Origin of the sequence: Streptomyces sp. KM273126, assembly GCF_004337435.2 — a bacterium.
GTDB classification, from domain to species: Bacteria; Actinomycetota; Actinomycetes; order Streptomycetales; family Streptomycetaceae; genus Streptomyces; species Streptomyces acidicola.
The window spans coordinates 344,781-365,597 of the sequence record NZ_SJXB02000001.1 but is presented as its reverse complement, the minus strand read 5'-3'; the positions used below and the strand labels follow the sequence as shown (position 1 = coordinate 365,597).

Below are 20,817 nucleotides of genomic sequence, written 5' to 3'. Positions count from 1 at the left end.
CCACGCCCACGCCCGCGCCCGGCACGGAAGCGGAAGCCGTGGACCCGGCGGGGCGACCCATGGCCGCGCGGCCCGCACCCGGCACCCAGGGCACGTCGCGGCCCGCACAGGAAACCGATTCCGAGACGGAACCCGCACCGGCGCCCACCCCGCCAGTGAGGCCCGTGCGGCGTCCACCCCTCGGCTCGCCCCGCCCGCACCCGCGCCCCGAGGCGACGCCGCCCATCGGCGATCGCCCTCGCCTTCGGGACTCTCGCCGCCGCCGTGGCCGTCCTCGGGGTCGTCGGGCTGGGATGGACGATCTCGCAGGGTGGTGCAGGGGTACACGGCGCCAGCAGCGACAGCGCGGCCAGTTCGGAGGAGCACGCGGGCAAGGCGCAGGACACGTCAGGGACGCCGGACGGCGTGACATCACAGGACGGCCTGGCCTACGTCGCCTGCGCCCGCCTCATCGTCGAGGGGACCGTCACGGGCGTCGAACCGGCCCCCGATACCGGGCTGTCCAGGGTCGCGCTGGATGTCGAGCGTTACTACAAGCCGGACAAGGGTGACGAGGAGGTCGTGTTCCCCGTGGAGGAGCGCGAGGCCCGCCGCCTGCGCGAGGGCGAGCCCGTCCTGATCGGCATCCACCGCGACGAGGCGAAGCCCGACCTGTTGGTCACCGGTGAGAAGAGGATCGCCCAGGAACGTTCCTGGATCGAGCGGGCGGTGCCGGGGGCCGAGTCCGTGCGGTGCGAGTGACCGCACGAGGAAGGGCGGGCGCCCGCACCCGGGCGCCCGCCCCACACCAAGCGCACGCCCTTACGGCGTGACCTTCTCGCTTACGGCGTGACCTTCTCGATCCGCACGCTCCCGACGCCCGCGGCCGTACCACGCGCGTTCACCAGCTGGACCTCGCCGAAGAACTCACGTCCCGCCGGCGCCTCGGCCTGCGCGACGACCGAACCGGAGAACGTCGCCGAGTCGCCCGTGCCGAGCTTCACCGCCGTACCGCCCACCGTGATCTCGCCGAGCGCGGAGGAGAAGTACACGTCGCGGTAGTCGTACGCCGTGGAGCCGGACGGAACCGCGTAGCCCACGACCACCACGGTGTATGTACCGGCGGCCGGCGAGGGCACGGAGACGGACTCCTCCGAGTCGCCGTCGGCGGAGCTGCCGGCCTCGTCGCCGTTCGGGTCGAGGACCACCAGGTCGAGGTCGGCGGCCTGGTCCGAGACGTTGCCGATGGCGACGTCCAGCGACTCGGCGCCCTCGGGGACGTCGACCGTGGTGACCTGCTGGGCGCCGGGGGCGATGGTCGGCCGTGCCGACTTCGAGGAGCCGAGCGGGCCGCCCACCAGCTTGCCCTCGACGGGGGCGAGCTCGTTCGTCACCTTCCAGGAGGCGTCGGTCGGGGTACCGGCCTTGGCCTCGGGAATCGTCACGAGCTCAGGGTCGAAGGACGCGCCGAGGACGGAGACCTCCAGGCTGTACGGGTTGTCGAGCAGCGGCGACGTACGGCGCGACTCGACCTCGATCTCCCACACACCGGGCTGCGGGTCCGCGTACGCGCGCACGTCGGGCTTGCAGCCGTTGCCGCCTGCGTAGTTGTTGTAGCAGTACGGGGTGCCGGTGCTGTCGACCGGAACGCCGTACGGGTGGATGGCGATGAACCGGGTCTGGCTCTTGTCCTTCAGCCCGCCGATCGCCACCTCCAGCGTCTTCGCGCCCTCGGGGACGGTCACGAAGTACGAGTTCGAGCTGTTGCGCTGGACCTCGCCCGACGCCGAGAAGCCGTACTTCAGCGGGGCCGAGACCACGACCGTGTTCAGGACCTGCTTGTCGACGCCCGCGGTCCTCGGGTCGTCGACCTCCAGGATCGCGCTGCGCAGGCCGGAGTACTTCGGCTTGGCGGAGATCTTCACGGTCACCGGCTTGTTCAGCGGCAGCGAGACCTCGTCGTCGCCGACGATCCGGAAGGTGTCGCCGCTGTTGTTCTTCAGCCGCAGCTCGTGGCGGATCGGCCGGTCGGCACCCGACGTACGGGTGATGGTGACGTCGTAGGTCTTCTTCTGGCCGACCTTCAGACCGCCCTCACGGTCGTAGACGCCCGTGCCGAAGCCCGGGGTCTTCAGGGCGAAGTCGATCGCGGTGTCGACAGGGGCCTTCACGGTGTAGTCGGCCGCCGCGGGGCCCTTCTGGACGACCTTCCACGCGTCGACGACGTTGATCAGGCCCGCGCCCTCCGCGTACGCCTGGACACCGCTGATGTGGTCGGCGGTCGAGGTGAGCGCGGTGCGCAGCTTCGCCGGGGTGAGGGCGATGTTCTTCTGCTGGGCGGCGGAGAGCAGGAGCGCCGAGGCGCCTGCCGCCTGCGGGGACGCCATCGACGTGCCCTGGAGCATCGCGTAGCCGGGCGGCAGCGCGTAGCCCGCCTCGGCGACCGGGGCGCCCGGCAGCCAGGTCTGGACGGTGTTGATCGCGGCACCGGGCGCGGTCAGCGTCGGCGTGAAGCCGCCGTCCTCACGCGGGCCGCGCGAGGAGAAGGGCATCATCGCGTACTTCTTCTCCACGGCCGAGCCGTAGTTGGCGGCCCAGGTCTCCTTGGAGATGGACGCGCCGACCGAGATGACCTTGTCGGCCAGGCTCGGGTCGCCGATCGTGTTGGCACCGGGGCCGGAGTTGCCGGCCGAGATGACGAGCTGCACGCCGTACGTGTCGATCAGTCGCGTGTACAGCTCGGCACGCGCGTTGTTGCCGTCGTTGAGGGCCGGCAGACCGCCGATGGACATGTTGACGATGTCGACGCCCCGGTTGATGACCAGGTCGGCCATGCCCTCCATGAGCGCGGTGCTGGTGCAGCCGCCGCTCCAGGTGCAGGCACGGGACGAGACGATCTTCGCGCCCGGGGCCGCGCCGTTCATCTTGCCGCCGAACAGGCCGTTGGCGGCGGTGATGCCGGCGACGTGTGTGCCGTGCTCGGACTCGATGACGCCGATGTTGACGAAGTCGGCCTTCGCACCGGAGGAGTTGAGGACGACGTCCTTGCGGATCTCGACGACGAACGGCTGCCGCTCCACGACGTCCGTGGACGGGTCGTCGGTGCCGAAGTAGCCGATCTGGAAGCCGTCCTTGTACGGCTTGAGCGGCGTGTCGTCACTGAAGTCGTAGTTGTTGTTCAGGTCGACGCGGACCGTGCCGGCCGCCGCGTCGTACAGGACACCCCAGGAGTCGGTGGTGTCGCCGTCCCGGTTCGCGTCGCCCGCCGCGTCGCCGCCGGCGGTGTACGACTCCAGGAAGGTGCTGATCTTGTACGAACCGGCCGGCGCGGTCCAGGTCTTGCCCCCGTAGGTGAAGGTGGGCCCCGAGACGGAGGTGTCCATCCGACGCCAGGTGTTGTCGCCGTCCTTGACCGGGTCGGTCGCCGTCACCCAGTCGACGATCTTCCGCTCGCCCGTGGTGGTCTTCTGCAGCGCCGGGTGGCCCAGGTCAACGCCCGAGTCGAGGATGCCGATGGTGATGCCCCGGCCGTCCGCCTTCGGGTTCTGCTTCACGAAATCGACGGCGCCCGTCTCGAAGGACGGGTTGTACGGGTTCTCGGCCGGAGTGCTCCTGCCGGGCGCCGGGTAACTCCCGGCCGTGGCCTGCTCCTTGGCGCCCTTCGCCCGGTCGCCGCTCGGCGTCGGGTCGTCGAGCGGGATCTCCTGCTGCAGATCGATGCCGTGCACGGAGGAGAGCTTCGCGGCCGCCGCGATGGCCGAGTCCGCCTTCTTCGTGGGCACCGTGGCCCGGACGTAGCCGAGCTTGTCGTAGGTGCGGCCCACATAGCCGCCCTCGATGGCGTCCAGCTGCCCGGCGACCTGCTCGGTCTTGCCGGGCGCCGTGGCGATCATCATGGTGACGTTCTTGGCGCCGTCCGCCTTGGCCTCGGCGAGCAGGTCGGCGTCGGACGAACCGAGCTTGTCGTGGGCGGACTTGACGCCACCGTCGGCAGGAACGGCCGGGGACGGGTCGTCCGCGGAGAAGGCCATGGGTATCGGCCCGGCCGCGGAGAGCGCGGCCACCAGTCCCGCGGCGACCGCGATACGGGCCACGCGTCTCGCACCCGATATCGGGGCGCGCTGGGAGGTGAAGGTCATCTGCATCCCTTGTACGTGAAGGAACGAACGACAGCGATTCGACAGTGATTCGACGGTGAATCACGGTGAAGTACGGTGAAGCAACGGTGATCCGAACGGTGGGACGGATCGCGTTGTCCGGTGTGCGGATCCGGATGATCGCTCAGCCTTACGCATGAGACGTCGTTTTGGGGAGAGTCCTGCCGCGGTGCGCGGGAATCATGGGGAAATCCCCGCATGCGGCGAGGAGTTGAAGACGGTCGATGGTGGGACATGTCGGTCGATGGTTCCCCGAATCAGCCCTCCGTTCGTCGTTCGTGTGTGTAACGTCTGTGCATGCGTGAGGAGTTGAGAGTGGCGGCGTACGCCGTGTGCGTACGGGACGGACAGTTGCTGCTGGCCCGCTGGGTGGCCCGTGACGGCAGCAAGCGGTGGACGCTGCCCGGCGGGGGCATGGACCACGGCGAGGACCCGTACGACACGGTGATCCGCGAGGTCGAGGAGGAGACGGGGTACACGGTCGAGCCGGCCGCCCTCCTCGGCGTGCACTCCAACAGGCGCCAGTACCCGCGCCGCCTCGGCACGGTCGCCGACTTCCACGGTCTGCGCATCGTCTACGAGGCCCGCGTCACCGGCGGCGACCTCCGCCACGAGACGAACGGCTCCACCGACATGGCGGCCTGGCACCCGCTCGACACCGTGCCCTCCCTGGAACGGGTCGGACTGATCGACGTCGGCCTCACCCTGTGGCGCGAACGCCCGCCCGCCGGACACCTGAAGGAGCCGGTGCCGGACGCGCCGCGGGGATAGGTGCTGTACCCCGCGAAGTGAACTCGGAGTGACCGCCGGCCTTCCGGCTGTCTTACGTTCGGGAAGTCTTCGCGAACGCGCAGGGTGGCCCAAGATCCACGTACGGTGATCGGTGCTCCGCGTTGCCGTCCAGTTCACGTGCAGGCCATCCCCGGTGCCAACGATCCAGTACGAGCGGACTGTTCGCGTGCCGAGCCGTCCGTGACCATCACTGACGCGTTTGCACTCGGGGAGATCGCGCCATGTCGCGCCTACGCTCTGTCGCCGCCGCTGCCACCGCTCCTGACCGTCGCGCCTTCCTCGCCGCCACCGGCGCGGTGTCCCTCTCGGCGGGCATCGGGCTCGCCCTGCGGCCCGGCGCCGAGGCCCCCGCCCGCGCCACCACCGGGGACGCGGCCTCGGTCTCCCTTTCCTCCCGCCAGGCGCCGGCCGCGCCCCTGGCGCCGTACACGCGCGGCACGACCCTCGGCTCGGTCGCGGCGCCCAGAGGCGGCTCCGGCTACCGACGGCTCGGCGACGGCCCGGCCTGGAACCGCGTCGTCCGCGGCGACCTGGCCACCCCCGGGTCGGGCCGCGAGAACCGCCGTACGGCCCTCGCCGCCTTCGTCCAGTTCACCGACCTGCACGTGGTGGACGTCCAGCACCCGCTGCGGTACGAGTACCTGCGCGCCCAGACGTCGAGCGCCTGGCGTCCGCAGGAGGCGCTGTCCGTGGCGGGCGCGGTCTCGCTCGTCGAGCGGGTCAACGCGCTCCGCGGAGCCCCCGTCACCGGTTCCCCGCTCCACTTCGTGATGACGACGGGCGACAACACCGACAACAACTCCCGCACCGAGCTGGACTGGTTCCTGAAGGTGATGAGCGGTGGCCGCATCGCCCCCAACTCCGGTGACCCGCGTCGCTACGAGGGCGTCCAGGACAGCGGTCTGAAGCTGTACTGGCAGCCGGAAGCGGCCCTGCGCGACGCCGACAAGCAGCTCGGCTTCCCGCACATCGAGGGCTTCCTCGCGGCCGCGATCCGGGAGGTGAACAGCCCCGGCCTGAACCTGCCCTGGTACTCGACGGTCGGCAACCACGACTCCCTGCCCGGCGGCTGCTACGCCCCCGGCGACTCCTTCTTCGCGGACTTCGCGGTCGGCGGCAGGAAGCTGATGACGCTGGACGAGCAGGCCGGTAAAACGATCTGGGACAACGTCAAAACGGGCGGCGACCCCCAGGGCGCCGACTGGAAGGCGATGCTCAAGTCCCACACCCGGCAGATGCGTTCGGTCACCCCGGACGAGAACCGCGCCCCCTTCACCCCGCTGGAGTACCTCAAGGCCCACCTGGACCCGGCCCACACCGGCCCCGGCCCGGTCGGCCACGGCTACTCGCAGGCGAACGTGGACGCCGGCACCCAGTACTACACCTTCCGCATTGCCGACGACGTCATCGGCATCAGCCTCGACTCCACCGACCCCGGCGGCCACTACGAGGGCTCGCTCGGCACGGCGCAGCTGAAGTGGCTGGACCGCACGCTGAAGGAGCACGGCGAGAACGGCTCGTACGCGATCGTCTTCAGCCATCACACCAGCAGGACGATGCGCAACCTCCGCGAGGACCCCGCCCACCCCGGTGAGGCCCGCCACGGCGGCGACGAGGTCCTCTCCCTCCTCGGCCGCCACAAGGGCGTCCTGGCCTGGGTCAACGGCCACAGCCACCGCAACCGGATCACCCCGCACTCGTACCCGGGCGGCGGCTCCTTCTGGGAGATCTCGACGGCCTCCCACATCGACTTCCCCCAGCTCGCCCGCGTCATCGAGCTGGTGGACAACGAGGACGGCACGATCTCCCTGTTCACCACGCTCGTCGAGTCGGCGGCCCCGCACACCACGGACTTCGCCGACCTCTCCCAGACCGGCCTCGCGTCCCTGTACCGCGAACTGTCCTTCAACGCCCCGGGCTCCCGCACGGACCTCTCCGGCACGCCGGAGGACCGGAACGTGGAACTGGTGTTGCGCAAGGGCTGAAAGCCGCTCAACCATCGCATGCCGGTCAACCCTCGCCCAGCCCTCCGGGGTCCCCCCTCCCGACCGAACCCATCGGAGCAGGGGGAACCCATGTCAGCACGTACGGGACTCGTCGTCGCGACCGCGTTGGCGGCAGCCGTGGCCATGGCCGCCCCGGTGGCCGCGGCACCCGCCGGGGTCGCGGGGCCCGGCCACCGCGCGACCCGGAAGGCCATGGACGCCGCCGTGCGGGACGGCGTACCGGGCGTCACCGCACAGGCGAAAGACGCCCACGGTGTCTGGAAGGCCACGTCGGGCGTGGGTAACCTCAGGACGGGCAAGCCGCGTTCGACCGAGGACCACTACCGCGTCGCCAGCATCACCAAGACGTTCGTGGCGACGGTAATGCTCCAGCTGGAGGCGGAGGGAGAGCTGTCGCTGGACGACACGGTGGAGAAGTGGCTGCCGGGCGTGGTCCGCGGCCACGGCCACGACGGCAGGAAGATCACGCTCCGCCAGCTCCTCAACCACACCAGCGGGATCTTCAACATCACCAAGGACAAGACCTTCATCGAGAGGTACCTCGCGAAGGACGGCTTCTTGGAGCACCGCTACGACACGCTGACCCCACAGGACCTGGTGGCGTTCGCCATGAAGAACGAGCCGGACTTCGACCCGGGCAGGTCCTGGAACTACTCGAACACGAACTATGTCCTCGCCGGCATGGTGATCAAGAGGGTCACGGGCCACTGGTACGGCGACGAGATCCGCGCCCGCATCATTGAGCCGCTCGGCCTGCAGGCCACGACCGCCCCCGCACGGACCCCACGATGCCCCGCCCCAGCAGCCGGGCGTACAGCAAACTCCGCGACACCACCGGCCCGGCGTACGACGTCACCGAGTGGAACCCCACGCTCGCCGGCGCGTCGGGCAGCATGATCTCCGACTCGGCGGACCTCAGCCGCTTCTACACAGAACTCATACGCGGGCGCCTGCTCCCGAAGAAGCAGCAGAAGGAGCTGACGACCACGGTCGACACCGGCGACCCGAACCGGCGCTACGGCCTGGGCCTCACCGATGTCGAGCTGAGCTGCGGAGTCCACGTCTGGGGCCACGGCGGCGACGTCTACGGCACCCTCGCGGTCGCGCTGACGACGGCAGACGGCCGCCACTCCCTCGCCTTCAACTTCAACGGCGACTGGTCGGGCGACAGTGATGCGGTGATCGAGGCGGAGTTCTGCGGCAAGTAGAGCCGAGGCGGCGCGGCGCCCGCGCTCAGGACACCGCTGGTTCCGGCACGGGCGGCTTACGGAGCAGGAGCAGCGCCGCGTCGTCGTGCAGTCGGCCGCCCACGTGCTCCAGCAGTTCGTCGTGGAGCGCGGTGAGGGTGCCTGCCGGCTCGTCGGACACGTGGCGCGCCAGCCCTTCGGCGAGCGGATAGAACTCACCGCCGTGGTCGCGGGCCTCGGTGACCCCGTCGGTGTAGAGCAGCAGCTGGTCCCCTCGGCCGAAGGGCAGCACCTGGAGGCTGGGGGTCTCGCTCGTGAGGGCGCGCAGCCCCAGGGGCGGAGCCGGATGGGTGGGCTCCGCCGCCACGACGCCGCCGGACGCGCGGACCAGCAGCGGGGGCGCGTGTCCGCAGTTGACCAGCTCCAGCTGCCCTGCCTGCGGGTATCCGGCGACCACGGCGGTGACGAAGTCGTCGCCGTCGAGGTTGCGTGTCAGGCTCCGCTCGATCCTGCCGACGACGGCGAGGAGATCGGGCTCGTCGTAGGCGGCCTCCCGGAAGACACCGAGCACGAGTGCGGCGGTCTCCACGGCCGGCAGCCCCTTGCCGCGCACATCGCCGACGATCAGCCTGACCCCGTACGGGGTGGGCACGAGCGCGTAGAGATCCCCGCCGATACGGGCCTCCGCCGCCGCGGCGCTGTAGCGCACGGCCACCTGGAACGGGCCGACCCTCTCCGGTACCGGTTTGAGCAGCGCGTGCTGAGCGGCCTCGGCGACCGAGCGGACGGCCGCGAGCACCCGTTCGCGACGCCGGAGCACTGCGCTGGACAGGCTGCTCGCCAGGGTGACGACCGTCAGCGCGGAGAGCACGGCTGCCAGCTCTCGGTCCGGAGCGCTGGCATGGAGACCGAGCGTCGTGCCCAGCCCGGTGGCGAGGAGACCGATGCAGAGGACTCCGTGCGGCCCGCAGGTGGTGGCGGCCAGCGCGGGCCCGGCCGCGAGCAGGGGCAGCAGTATCCTCCCCCCTCCGCCGAGGAGTCCGACGATCACGACGACGGACACGATCAGCACGGGCAGGACGGGCGTGCCCGCGGCCACCCGTGCGGCAGCGCTTTTCCGGGCCGATGCCCCGGGATGTGCTCCTCGCTTCCTGAACGGCCGTGCCTGCCGCCGGCCGGCGCCGGCATGGTCTCGGGCCTGGCTCATGCTGTGTCCGCAGTCCTCACCTGTGCGTGGTGCGCGAGACGCACTCCTGAAATGTCCCTTTCGTCCAGGAAAAAGGTTCGAGCGGAAAGTTGCAAGGAGGAGATTTTCAGATAGTGAACGAAAGACTCCTGGTCACGCGACACGCGGTCGGGATCAGCCGCGCCCGTATCTCCTCGATCTGGCGGCGGCGCTCCGCCCGCAGGGAGACGCCGAGCGAGCCGAGCGTGTCCCCGCTGTAGACGGGCACAGCGATGCAGACCGTGCCGAGGATGTACTCCTCCAGGTCCGTGACGGCCGGCGCCACGGGTGAGGAGTCGAGATGCCGGAGCAGCTCCGGAGGGCTGGTGATGGTCCGCGGGGTGAGGTCGACGAGGGGGTGTCGGGCGAGGTAGTCCCTGCGGGAGTCGTCGTCGAGTTCCCGCAGTACGGACTTCCCCAGCGCGGTGGCGTGCCCGGCCTCCTCGAAGCCCACCCAGATGTCGACCCGCGGCGCCTTGGGGCCGTCGACGATCTCCGCGACCCGGATCTCGCCCTCCTCGTAGAAGGTGAGGTAGGCGGCGGTCGTGAGCTCGTCCCGCAGTGCGGCGAGCGTGGGACGGATCCGGCTGAGCTGCGCCTGTCCGCGGCCCGTGGTGTGCAGCGTCTCCAGCCGGTCGCCCAGGACGAAGCCGCCGTCGTCCAGCTTGCGCACGTATCCGTCGTGGAGCAGCGTCCGCAGCAGGTGATAGGCGGTGGCCAGGGGCAGCCTCGTGTCGTGCGCCAACTGCTTCGCCGGTGCACCGTTCTCGTGCACGCTCACCGCCTCCAGCAGGCGGAAGGCCCGCTGCACGGACGTGATGAGCGTGGGGCCGTCCCGTCGCACACCCATAAGACCAGCGTGCGCCGGGCGCACGACGCAGGCAAGGCCGCAGTCCGCGAACGCCGAGGTCATCCGTAGGGGCCGCCGAATCCACTTCGGCGGCCCCTACGCTCCCCTCCTGATACCGGCGCCCGATGCCCCGCGCCCGTGGAGCGCTCAGCGGGGGAGCACCACTACGTACGCCGCCGGCTCGCGGTCCACCGACGCCATCAGGGCCGTACGGACGATCGCGGCCTGCTGCTCCAGGGACTCGCGGAGCTTCCTCGGGGTGATGTGGACGACCGTGATGCCCAGGCGCTCCAGGGCCTCGCGCTTGCGGGCGTACTCCGACCCGAGGGCGTCCTCGTCGTGGCGGGGGCCCCGGGTGTCCAGCTCCACGGCCACCGCGTGCTCCGGCCAGTACGCGTCGAGGCCGCCCAGGTGGGGGCCGCCGGGCAATCGCAGGTCCACGTTCCAGACGGGGTCGGGGAGGCCGTGCTCCTCGACCATGCGGAGCAGCCGGTCCTCGGCGAGCGCGCGGCCCTCGGCCAGGAGGGAGTCGACCGCGCCCACCACGTGCGGGCGGTTCAGCAGCCGCGCCCGGGACAGCTCCCGGACCACCGCGGACGGCTCGGCGTGACCGGCGCGCACCGCCTCCGTCAGCAGCCGGCGTACGGCACCCGCGTCGGCCAGGCCCGCCACCGCGTCGGCCAGGGCCCGCGGAACCGGTGCGACCGGGAGGCCGGCGATGTGGACCGGGACGGGAAGCGCGGGCGTGCGCAGGACGCGTGCGCAGCCCGTGGAGCGCAGGCGGCGCAGACGCGGGACGAGGACGTCGACGTGGTCCAGGGAGAGCAGCGAGGGAGCCGAGGCGAAACCGTGCAGGGCGAGGGCGGCCAGGCCCGTGATCACGGCGTCCGGGGCGGGGCCGTGCGGCTTGTCGGCGCCCGGCTGTGCGGGCACCCCGGCCGCGTCGCGGGATCGGCCCGCGTACAGCAGGACCGCCTGGAGGCGCTCCTGAGGCGTGGCCGCGCCGGGGTGGAGCAGGTACACGCCCGGCAGGATCTGCTGCCAGGGCCCGCCGGGGCGGCACTGCTCGCTCGTCTCGGCCGGCGTGACGCCGAGGCCGCGCAGCTGGGCGGTGGTCCGCACACGGCCCCGGAGGTCGGCGAGGCGGTGCAGCGGGTGGGAGTGGGGGGAGAGCGGGGTGTTGTTCATGACCCGCAGATTCCCGTGTGCGACCGGCCCTTGAACCGCTGTTACACGCTCGTCGCCATATGCGGACAAGACGGCCCTAAAGTACGCACGTTCGAGTGCCGAGAGTGGCTGGTCCGGATGGGGAACGGTAAAGGTTACGGCTCCGAATACCTGAATTTCGTAACCGCGCGATGGGGGCACCGCGTCAACCTGCGGTGCCACCCAAGTACGCCTCGCGGACGGCTACTTACCGGGCGCGGAGCCGACGGCTACTTCGCCGCCGCGTCACACGCCTGGCCCCGCAGTGACCGCGCCAGGTCGTCCCGTGCCTCCAGGACCAGCCTCCGCAGTGCGGGCGGCGCGTCCTCGTGCGCCGACAGCCAGGCGTCGGTGGCGTCCAGCGTGGCCGGGGAGCCCTGCAACGACGGGAACAGCCCGCTCACCACGTTCATGCCGATCTGGATCGACCGCTGGGCCCAGACCCGTTCGATCGCCGCGAAGTACTTCTCCGCGTACGGCGCCGTCAGCTCCCGCTGGGACGGCCGGCCGAAGCCCGCGATCGTCGCCTCGACCAGGGCGTTGGACAGCGTGTCCGACTCCACCACCGACGCCCACGCCTGCGCCTTCACCGCGGCCGAGGGGCGGGCGGCCAGGCAGCGGACCTGGTGCCGCCTGCCGGACGCCGTGTCGTCGCGGGCCAGCTCGGCGGCCAGCTCCTTCTCGCCGACGACGCCGTGCGTGGCCAGCGTGTCCAGGAGCGCCCAGCGCAGCTCCTGGTCGACCTGGAGTCCGTCGACCGTCGCCGTACCGTCGAGCAGGCCCGTCAGCAGCTCGAAGCCCGGCTCGTCGGTCACCCGGGCGAAGAACCGTGCCCACGCCAGTTGGTGCTCGCTGCCGTGCTCGGCGGCGTACAGCTCGACCGCCGCGCCCTGCGTGAGCAGGCGGGAGCCCTGTTCCCGCCACTCCGGCGCCGCGTAGTGCGTCAGCGCCGACTCGGCCCACGCGTGCAGCATCTGCAGGACACCGATGTCGGACTCCCGGCCCGCGAACTTCAGCACCAGGTCGATGAACTCCCGCGCCGGCAGCAGCGCGTCCCGCGTCATGTTCCACAGCGCCGACCAGCACAGGGCCCGCGCCAGAGGGTCGGTCATGTCGCCGAGAGCGGCCCGCAGCGTCGCCAGCGACATGTCGTCGAAGCGGGTCTTGCAGTACGTCAGGTCGGCATCGTTGACCAGCACCAGCTCCGGCGCCTCGGCGCCCGCCAGCTCCGCCACGACCGTACGCGCACCGTCGACGTCCGTCTCGGCCTGGGCGTACCGCTCCAGCGCGCCCTCCTGGCCGCGCCGGTACAGGCCGATGGCCACCCGGTGCGGCCGCAGCCGGGGGTGTGACTCCGCCGCCTCCTGCAGTACGGCCAGCTCGGCCACGCGCCCGTCCGCGTCCAGCAGCACCTGTGGGGTCAGCGAGTTCACGCCGGCCGTCTGCAGCCAGGAACGCGCCCAGCCGCCCATGTCCCGCCCGGACGTCTCCTCCAGCACCGACAGCAGGTCACCCAGGCGCGTGTTGCCGTACGCGTTCCGCTTGAAGTACCGCCGCGCGCCCTCCAGGAAGGCGTCCCGCCCGGCGTACGCGACGAGCTGCTTCAGCACCGAGGCGCCCTTGGCGTAGGTGATGCCGTCGAAGTTGAGCTTCGCGTCCTCCAGATCACGGATGTCGGCCGTGACGGGGTGCGTGGAGGGCAGCTGGTCGGCGCGGTACGCCCAGGACTTGCGGTTGTTGGCGAAGGTGATCCAGCCATCGGTGAAGCGGGTCGCCTCGACCATCGAGAAGGTGCCCATGAAGTCCGCGAAGGACTCCTTCAGCCACAGGTCGTCCCACCACACCATGGTCACCAGGTCGCCGAACCACATGTGTGCCATCTCGTGCAGGATGACGTTCGCCCGCCGCTCGTACGACGCCTGCGTGACCTTGCCCCGGAAGATGAACTCCTCGCGGAACGTGACGAGCCCCGGGTTCTCCATCGCGCCGAGGTTGTACTCCGGCACGAAGGCCTGGTCGTACTTCCCGAAGGGGTAGGGGTAGTCGAAGTGGTCGTGGAAGAAGTCCAGGCCCTGCTTCGTGACGAGGAAGACGTCGTCGGCGTCGAAGTAGGGGGCGAGACCCCTGCGGCACATCGCGCCGAGGGGGATCTCCAGCCGCGTACCGTCCTCGAAGGTCCGCTCGTACGTGTCCGTCACGTAGTGGTACGGCCCCGCCACGACCGCCGTGATGTACGTCGAGATCGGCTTGGTCTCCGCGAACCGCCACACCCCGTCCTGTTGCTCGCCGGCCCCGTTGCTCCAGACCGTCCAGCCCTCCGGCGCCCGTACTTCGAAACGGAAGGGCGCCTTCAGGTCGGGCTGCTCGAAGTTCGCGAAGACACGGCGGGAGTCGGCCGGCTCGTACTGGGTGTAGAGGTAGACCTCGCCGTCCTCGGGGTCGACGAAGCGGTGCAGCCCCTCGCCGGTGCGCGAGTAGGCGCACCGGGCGTCGACGACGAGCTCGTTGTCGGCCGCCAGGTCCTCCAGGACGATCCGCGTACCGTCGAAGACCTCGCTCGGGTCCAGGTCCCTGCCGTTGAGGGACACCGCCGTCACGCTCGGCGCGACCAGGTCGGCGAAGCTGGTGGCGCCCGGGTCGGAGCAGCGGAAGCGGATCGTGGTGACCGAACGGAACGTGCGCGGTTCGCCGCCCGTGTCGCCCACGGCGGAGCGCACGTCGAGCGACACCTCGTACCCGTCGACGGACAGCAGCGCGGCCCGCTCCTGGGCCTCGTCGCGGGACAGATTCTCACCGGGCACGGGCGGCACTCCCTACAGGTGGTGTTCGGCATACGGACAGGCCGATCCTGCCATGCGCCCCCGGGACCGGACAGCGGGGCGCAGTGCCCACATCGTGGGGCGGGGCGTGGGAATGGTGCGGGCGTGCGCCGGTGTTGCCCAGGGAAAACGACCACTTGGCCACTTTCTAGGAGAGCCATGTCCGAGCAGTCCTCCGGGGCGACCTCCGGCAAGACCCCCGTCGACTTCTGGTTCGACCCGCTGTGCCCGTGGGCCTGGATGACCTCGCGGTGGGTCCTGGAGGTGGAGAAGGTCCGGGACATCGAGGTCCGCTGGCATCTGATGAGCCTCGCGGTCCTGAACGAGAACAAGCTGGACGAGCTGCCCGAGAACTACCGCGAGATGCTCCAGACCAAAGCGTGGGGTCCCGTACGGGTGGTCATCGCCGCGGAGCAGGAGCACGGCGCCGAGGTGCTCGGCGACCTGTACACCGCGCTCGGCACCCGCATCCACAACCAGGGCGAGGGCATCGAGAAGGAGGTCGTCGCCCGGGCGCTGAAGGACGTGGGCCTGCCCGAGTCGCTGATGGACCACTGGGACTCCACCCCGTACGAGCCCGAACTGCGCGCCTCCCACAACGAGGGCATCGAGAAGGTCGGCCAGGAGGTCGGCACCCCGGTCATCGCGGTCCCCGGCTCCGACGGCGAGCAGATCGCCTTCTTCGGCCCGGTCGTCACCCCGGCCCCCAAGGGCGAGGAGGCCGCCAAGCTCTGGGACGGCACCCTCATGGTCGCCTCGATCCCGGGCTTCTACGAGATCAAGCGCACCCGTACCAAGGGCCCGGACTTCAGCAACCTCTGACCCCGGGCGCCCGCATGGGTGGGCCCCCGCGAGTCACGTTCTCGCGGGGGCCCACCTGTATCTCTGCCTGCCCGGTGAGCGTGAGAGAAGACGATCACGGGCAGGACGTTTCCTACCTCTGCCGGGCGGCGAACGGCAATACGTCCGCCGGCGGATCAGCTCTTGGCGCGAGTCCTCTGCCGCGCGTACCCGAGCGCCGCCAGAACCAGCGTCATCCCGCCCGTCGCGTACAGCTGCACCCGGGTGCCCGGCTCCCGCGCCATCAGGACGAAGATCGCCGCCATCCCCGCGAGCGCGACCCACGTCAGCGCCGGGAACGCCCACATCCGCACGACCAGCTTCTCCGAGGCCTCCCGCTCCAGCCGGCGGCGCAGCCGCAGCTGCGAGACGGCGATGAACACCCAGACGACCAGGATCACGGCGCCGATCATGTTCAGCAGCCAGGGAAAGACGTCGTCCGGCCGCCAGTAGCTCAGCACCACGCAGACGAAACCGGACACGCAGGAGGCCAGGACCGCGACCCGCGGCACCCCGCGGGAGACCCGCGCCAGCGCCTTCGGGCCCTGTCCCCGTGCCACCAGCGAGTACGCGATGCGCGAGGAACCGTAGATGTTGGCGTTCATGGCCGACAGCAGGGCCACGAGGACGACCACGTTCATCAGCTGGGCGGCGCCAGGGATGCCGATGTGTTCGAGGGCGGCGACGTACGGGCCCTTGTCGACGACGGCCTTCGCGTTCCACGGGACGAGGGTGACGACGACCGCCATCGAGCCGATGTAGAAGAGCGCGATGCGCCACATCGCCGTACGGACCGCACGGGCGACACCACGGACCGGGTCCTCCGACTCGGCCGCCGCGATGGTGACCGTCTCCAGACCGCCGTACGCGAACACCGAGGCGAGCAGCCCGATGACGAGGCCCTCACTGCCGTTCGGCAGGAAGCCGCCCTCGCCGGTGAGGCGGGAGAGGCCGGGGGAGTCCGTGCCCGGCAGAACCCCGGCGACCGCGAGCACGCCGAGGACCAGGAACAGGCTGATCGCGCCGACCTTGAGCGCGGCGAACCAGAACTCGAACTCGCCGAAGTTCTTCACGGCGGCCAGGTTCGTGACGAGGAACACCACCATGAACAGCGCCACCCACCCCCACTCGGGGGTGTCGGGCAGCCAGCCGGTCACGATCTTCGCGGCGCCGATGCCCTCCAGGCCGACGGCCGTGCAGAGCAGGACCCAGAAGGCCCAGCCGGCGGTGAAGCCCGCCCACGGGCCGAGGGCGCGCTCGGCATGCGCCGAGAAGGAGCCGGACGACGGATACGCGGCCGACATCTCGCCGAGCATCCGCATCACCAGCATGACGAGCAGACCGGAGAGCGCGTACGCGACGACGATCGACGGCCCGGCGGCGGCGATGCCCGCCCCGGACCCGACGAACAGGCCCGCGCCGATCACCCCGCCCAGCGCGATCATCGACAGGTGACGCTGTTTGAGGCCGTGGGAAAGAGGGACGTCCGCGGCAGAGGTCTCCCGCGCGGAGTCGAGGGTGCTGCCTGACATGGGTGTCGTGGCCCCTTGGTAGCGAATGGGTGCGAGTGGGCAAAACGCCGACAGTGTGGGCGCCCACCGCGCCGCATGAGAAGCCCGCCCACCATGCGGACGGCCGGGGCACGGAACGTGATGATTCGCTCACGCCGGTTGTTTGGAGGAACCCTACAGTTCCCGCCCGCCCGCCAACCTCCCCGAGCCGTCTCCCCACCTCAGTGACCGGCGTCACCCCGGAGCGTGTGTAAGTCACATCCTTTGTGGGGAGCACATCAAGCGCGCGCTGTTCGCTTTGTCGAGCGCTGACGGTGATCGCGTCCAGGGCCCTGGGATAGCGTCACCGTGTCCCCGACCGCATCCATCGCCGGAGTGAGCCCCCGTCATGAGCATTGCCGCCGCCACATCCGCCCGCCGCCCCGGCGAAGTCCTCGCCGACCTGCTGCCCGCGTCCCGCGTCCGCGACGTCGCGCTCGTGCTCGGCGGCGCCGCACTCACCGGAATCGCCGCCCAGATCGCGGTGCCGGTGCCGGGCTCCCCGGTGCCGGTGACCGGCCAGACCTTCGCGGCGCTCCTCGTGGGTACGGCGCTGGGCGCGGGCCGAGGGTTCCTGTCGCTCGCCCTGTACGCGCTGGTGGGCATGGCCGGGATGCCGTGGTTCGCGGAAGGCGGTTCGGGCTATGCCGCGCCGTCCTTCGGCTACGTCCTCGGCATGCTGCTGGCCGCCACCTTCGTGGGTGCGCTGGCCCGGCGCGGCGGTGACCGCTCGGTGCTGCGCATGGCGGGCACCATGGCCGTCGGCGAGCTGATCATCTACGCGATCGGCGTGCCGTACCTGGCCCTCGCCGCCGACATGTCGCTGACCGCCGCCATCGCGGCCGGCCTCACCCCGTTCCTGATCGGCGACGCCCTGAAGGCCGCGCTGGCGATGGGCGCGCTGCCCGCGGCCTGGAAGCTCGCCGACCGCAAGTGAGCGATCCGCTCCGCCGGTCGCAAGGGAACGACCCGCTCCATCGGCCGTAAGGGAGCGATCCGCTCCATCGGCCGCAGATGAGCGATCCGCTCCGCCCGGCGAAGGGCCCTGCCGCACCGCGCGGCAGGGCCCCTCCCGTTCTCAGGCCCGTTCCCTGGCCGGCTCGATCGTCTCGATCGTGTAGTTCCGCCGGAACATGCCGCTCGGGTCGTACCTCGCCTTCAACGCGGCGAGCCGCAGCCGCGTCTCCGTGTCGTACAGCCCCTCGGTACGGTCGTCCGCGCCGAACGCGAAGTTGAGCGCACGCCCGATGGTCCACGGCGAGAGGACCGCGAACGCCGGGTCCAGCACCGCACGCGCCGCCTCACGCCCGGCCATCGCCACCAGCCGCACGAGGAACCGTCCCTCCCGGTGCGGCACGGAGTTCGGTGCCTCGGCGGCCAGCGCCCCGCCCAGGTGGTTGATCTGCACCACGCACATCGGGGACACCCCGGGGCCGGTGCGCGACAGCACCTCGGCGGCAGCGGCCACGTCCAGACCGCTCAGCACCGCGCTGTCCCCGTAGTACGTGTGCGGGACGTCCGGGTCACTGTGGACGGTGTGGCTCTCGGTGTACGGCATCTCCCGCAGCGAGTCCCTGAGCACCGGACCCAACGCCCGCAGCGGGGCGACCAGCCGCTCCCCATCGGTGCCGGCTCCGGTGTACACGACCCGCACCGAGATGACGTACCGCCCGCGCAGGTGCGGCGGCAGCGCCGGGACGTCCGGGTACGCGACCGCGGCGAAAGACGAGGTCAGCGTCGCGGGCACGGTCCGCGTCCAGCGCTCGTACGCCCGCAGCACGGCCTCCGGGTCCACCGCGCGCCCGTCGAGGTCGAGCGCGCCACCGTACAGCCGCGCCACCGGCACGAGACCGGTCTCCACCTCGGTGACGACACCGAAGTTGTGGCCGCCGCCGAGCAGTGCCCAGTACAGATCGGGGTCAGACTCCCGCGTCACGTGGCGGAGCCGCCCGTCGGCGGTGACCACGTCCAGGGCGCGCACATGGTCGGCCGCATACCCGAACTCCCTGGCCAGGAGGGGCAGTCCACCGCTCAACGTGTACGAGACGGCGCCCACGCCCGGTGCGGAACCGTTCAACGGGGCGAGCCCGTACGGTGCGGCCGCCTCGACGACACCGCCCCAGCGGACCCCCGCCTGCATGCGTGCCGTACGCGCCTCGGGGTCGATCGTCACGCCGTCCATGCGCTTCGTCGTGATCAGCACACCACCCTCGGCCGCCCCCGGCAGCCCGTGCCCGGTCGCCTGGACACCGACCGGCAGTCCCTCGGCCGCCGCGTACGCCACCGCGGCGGCCACATCGGCGGGCGAGGACGCGGCGAAGACCACGGCGGGCCGCTGCGCCGGGCCGGTCTGGAAGCCGGCGACCTCGCCCTCGTAGCCGTCGTCGCCGGGCCTGAAGACGAGGCGCTGCGCCGTGGGGTCCTTCTGGTCCTTGTCGTTCTTATGGCCCTTGTGGCCCTGCAAGGTCACGGGTATGTCCTTCGGTTCTTGTGGGCTGGCTCGCCGGGAGGTCGGCTCGTGGTCCTTCGTCCTTCCGGTTGGGGGCGATGGTTGCTGGATTTCCTGACATCTGCCGTCAACTTTTCGCGTACGGCTTTGTCCCGTGCGGCAGCCTCACGCTCGTGCGAACCCGGCGTTTCAGCGCTCCGAGGTATCCGAGGCCTCCAAGCCCTCCGCGGTCGCCGAGGTCTCCGGCTTCGTGGCTGTGGCCCGCCCGCCGCCCGGCAGCCTCTCCTTGACCAGCGAGACCCCGACCACGACGGCCGCCACCAGCAGCGACAGCAGCAGGATGTCGCGGTTGCCGTGCTCGGTGTCGGTCAGCATGTAGCCCAGGACGAACAGGATCAGAGCGATGGTCGCCCAGGTCAGGTACGGGTACAGCCACATCCGGACGACCAGCTTCTCCGGCTCCTCGCGCTCGATGACCTTGCGCAGCCGCAGCTGGGAGAAGCAGATCACCAGCCAGACGAACAGGGCCACGGCGCCGGAGGAGTTGACGAGGAAGAGGAAGACGGAGTCCGGGTAGGCGTAGTTGAAGAAGACCGCCACGAACCCGAAGACGACCGAGGAGAGGATCGCGGCCATCGGCACACCGCGCGCGTTCGTCCGCGCGAACGCCTTCGGCGCGTCACCGCGTGCGCCGAGCGAGAACGCCATCCGGGAGGCCGTGTAGAGACCGGAGTTGAGGCAGGACAGCACGGACGTCAGCACGATGAAGTTCATGATCTGGCCGGCGTGCGCGATGCCGAGGGAGTCCAGGGCGGCGACGTACGAGCCCTTGTCCTTGATGGACGGGTCGTTCCACGGCAGCAGCGTCACCACGACGAAGATCGAGCCGAGGTAGAAGACACCGATGCGCCAGATGATGCTGTTGGTGGCCTTGGTGACCGACTTCCGCGGGTCCTCCGACTCACCGGCCGCCAGTGTGGCGATCTCGGTGCCCATGAAGGAGAAGACGACGAGCAGTACGCCGATGAGGATCGCGCCCGGACCGTTCGGCAGGAAGCCGCTGTGGTCGGTGAGATTGGACAGCCCGGCCTTCCCGGCGTCGACACCCGGCAGCACCCCGAAGACGGCGAGCCCGCCGACGACGATGAACGCGGCGATCGCGACGACCTTGATCCCCGCGAACCAGAACTCGAACTCGCCGTACGAGCCGACCGAGACGAGGTTGGTGGCGGTCAGCACCACCATCACGATGAGCGCCCACCCCCACTGCGGTACGTCGGGCATCCACCCTTCGAGGATCTCGGCCCCGGCGGTGGCCTCCACGGCGAGCACGACGACCCAGAAGAACCAGTACAGCCAGCCGATCGAGAACCCGGCCCAGCGCCCGAGCGCGCGGTCGGCGTGGGCGGAGAAGGACCCGGACGTCGGGTTGGCGGCCGACATCTCGCCGAGCATCCGCATCACGAGGACGACCATCGTCCCCACGAGGGCGTACGACAGGAGGATGCCGGGGCCGGCGGTGGCGATGCCGGAGCTGGACCCCACGAAGAGGCCGGCGCCGATGACGCCACCGATGGCGATCATGGACAGATGACGGCTCTTGAGCCCGGCCTGGAGGCCGCCGCCGGGCTCTCCGTGGCCGCCCGGGCCGCTTCCGGCCTTCGTTGTCGTGGTCGGCTGCGAAGTCATGGGGGTATTTCCTTTGCGCCGCTGGAGGGTACGGGGCCGGACATCTGTGATGTCCGGCGCGCGTCTTC

Annotated in this window: 15 protein-coding genes; 7 read left to right on the top strand and 8 right to left on the bottom strand. The window is 70.8% G+C overall.

From position 1 onward, the window contains the following. Window positions 1-264 precede the first annotated feature (264 nt). Window positions 265-741 carry a hypothetical protein gene (locus E0500_RS01495; RefSeq protein ID WP_181586832.1) on the top strand — a complete coding sequence of 159 codons (477 nt, stop codon included), beginning with the start codon at window positions 265-267 and terminating at the stop codon, window positions 739-741. Window positions 742-821: 80 nt separating this feature from the next. On the opposite strand, the gene E0500_RS01490 is transcribed toward E0500_RS01495, so the two are convergent. Continuing rightward, window positions 822-4,118, bottom strand: coding sequence for a S8 family serine peptidase (locus E0500_RS01490; protein WP_131571666.1), 3,297 nt, complete (start codon window positions 4,116-4,118; stop codon window positions 822-824). A 315-nt stretch (window positions 4,119-4,433) separates the two neighbouring features. Here E0500_RS01490 and E0500_RS01485 point away from each other — a divergent pair, with 315 nt between their 5' ends. From E0500_RS01485 to E0500_RS45315, 4 genes are all read left to right on the top strand, one after another. Beyond that, on the top strand, window positions 4,434-4,907 hold the full coding sequence (locus E0500_RS01485) for an NUDIX hydrolase (protein ID WP_131571669.1): 474 nt from the start codon (window positions 4,434-4,436) through the stop codon (window positions 4,905-4,907). 242 nt (window positions 4,908-5,149) lie between these two features. Then, on the top strand, window positions 5,150-6,913 hold the full coding sequence (locus tag E0500_RS01480) for a TIGR03767 family metallophosphoesterase (protein ID WP_131571672.1): 1,764 nt from the start codon (window positions 5,150-5,152) through the stop codon (window positions 6,911-6,913). A 90-nt stretch (window positions 6,914-7,003) separates the two neighbouring features. Then, window positions 7,004-7,831, top strand: a complete 828-nt coding sequence (locus tag E0500_RS01475; protein WP_399118375.1) for a serine hydrolase domain-containing protein — start codon at window positions 7,004-7,006, stop codon at window positions 7,829-7,831. Further along, window positions 7,828-8,142 carry a hypothetical protein gene (locus E0500_RS45315; protein ID WP_399118373.1) on the top strand — a complete coding sequence of 105 codons (315 nt, stop codon included), beginning with the start codon at window positions 7,828-7,830 and terminating at the stop codon, window positions 8,140-8,142. Before E0500_RS01475 ends, E0500_RS45315 begins: the two co-directional genes overlap by 4 nt. A gap of 25 nt (window positions 8,143-8,167) precedes the next feature. On the opposite strand, the gene E0500_RS01470 is transcribed toward E0500_RS45315, so the two are convergent. The 4 genes from E0500_RS01470 to pepN all read right to left on the bottom strand — a co-directional run bounded on the left by E0500_RS01470 (window position 8,168) and on the right by pepN (window position 14,203). Then, on the bottom strand, window positions 8,168-9,193 hold the full coding sequence (locus E0500_RS01470; RefSeq protein ID WP_131569778.1) for a PP2C family protein-serine/threonine phosphatase: 1,026 nt from the start codon (window positions 9,191-9,193) through the stop codon (window positions 8,168-8,170). A gap of 241 nt (window positions 9,194-9,434) precedes the next feature. After that, window positions 9,435-10,196, bottom strand: coding sequence for an IclR family transcriptional regulator (locus tag E0500_RS01465; RefSeq protein ID WP_131569780.1), 762 nt, complete (start codon window positions 10,194-10,196; stop codon window positions 9,435-9,437). A 147-nt stretch (window positions 10,197-10,343) separates the two neighbouring features. Then, a complete protein-coding gene (locus tag E0500_RS01460) occupies window positions 10,344-11,384 on the bottom strand; it encodes a hypothetical protein (RefSeq protein WP_131569782.1) in 1,041 nt (346 codons plus the stop codon). Between the two features lie 248 nt (window positions 11,385-11,632). Continuing rightward, window positions 11,633-14,203, bottom strand: a complete 2,571-nt coding sequence (pepN, locus tag E0500_RS01455; RefSeq protein ID WP_131569784.1) for an aminopeptidase N — start codon at window positions 14,201-14,203, stop codon at window positions 11,633-11,635. Between the two features lie 177 nt (window positions 14,204-14,380). Here pepN and E0500_RS01450 point away from each other — a divergent pair, with 177 nt between their 5' ends. Continuing rightward, a complete protein-coding gene (locus E0500_RS01450; RefSeq protein ID WP_131569786.1) occupies window positions 14,381-15,043 on the top strand; it encodes a DsbA family protein in 663 nt (220 codons plus the stop codon). Window positions 15,044-15,198: 155 nt separating this feature from the next. On the opposite strand, the gene E0500_RS01445 is transcribed toward E0500_RS01450, so the two are convergent. Further along, a complete protein-coding gene (locus E0500_RS01445; protein WP_131569788.1) occupies window positions 15,199-16,593 on the bottom strand; it encodes an amino acid permease in 1,395 nt (464 codons plus the stop codon). A 367-nt stretch (window positions 16,594-16,960) separates the two neighbouring features. Between E0500_RS01445 and E0500_RS01440 the strand changes: the two genes are divergently transcribed. Continuing rightward, complete coding sequence (locus tag E0500_RS01440; RefSeq protein ID WP_131569790.1) at window positions 16,961-17,548, top strand: biotin transporter BioY; 588 nt, start codon at window positions 16,961-16,963, stop codon at window positions 17,546-17,548. A gap of 141 nt (window positions 17,549-17,689) precedes the next feature. Here the strand turns inward: E0500_RS01440 and E0500_RS01435 are convergent, their stop codons facing one another. After that, window positions 17,690-19,087 (bottom strand): FAD-binding oxidoreductase, encoded by a 1,398-nt coding sequence (locus E0500_RS01435; protein ID WP_399120131.1) that lies wholly within the window; start codon window positions 19,085-19,087, stop codon window positions 17,690-17,692. Window positions 19,088-19,249: 162 nt separating this feature from the next. Beyond that, entirely contained in the window at window positions 19,250-20,749 is a 1,500-nt protein-coding gene (locus E0500_RS01430) for an amino acid permease (RefSeq protein ID WP_131569792.1), read from the bottom strand. Window positions 20,750-20,817 lie beyond the last annotated feature (68 nt).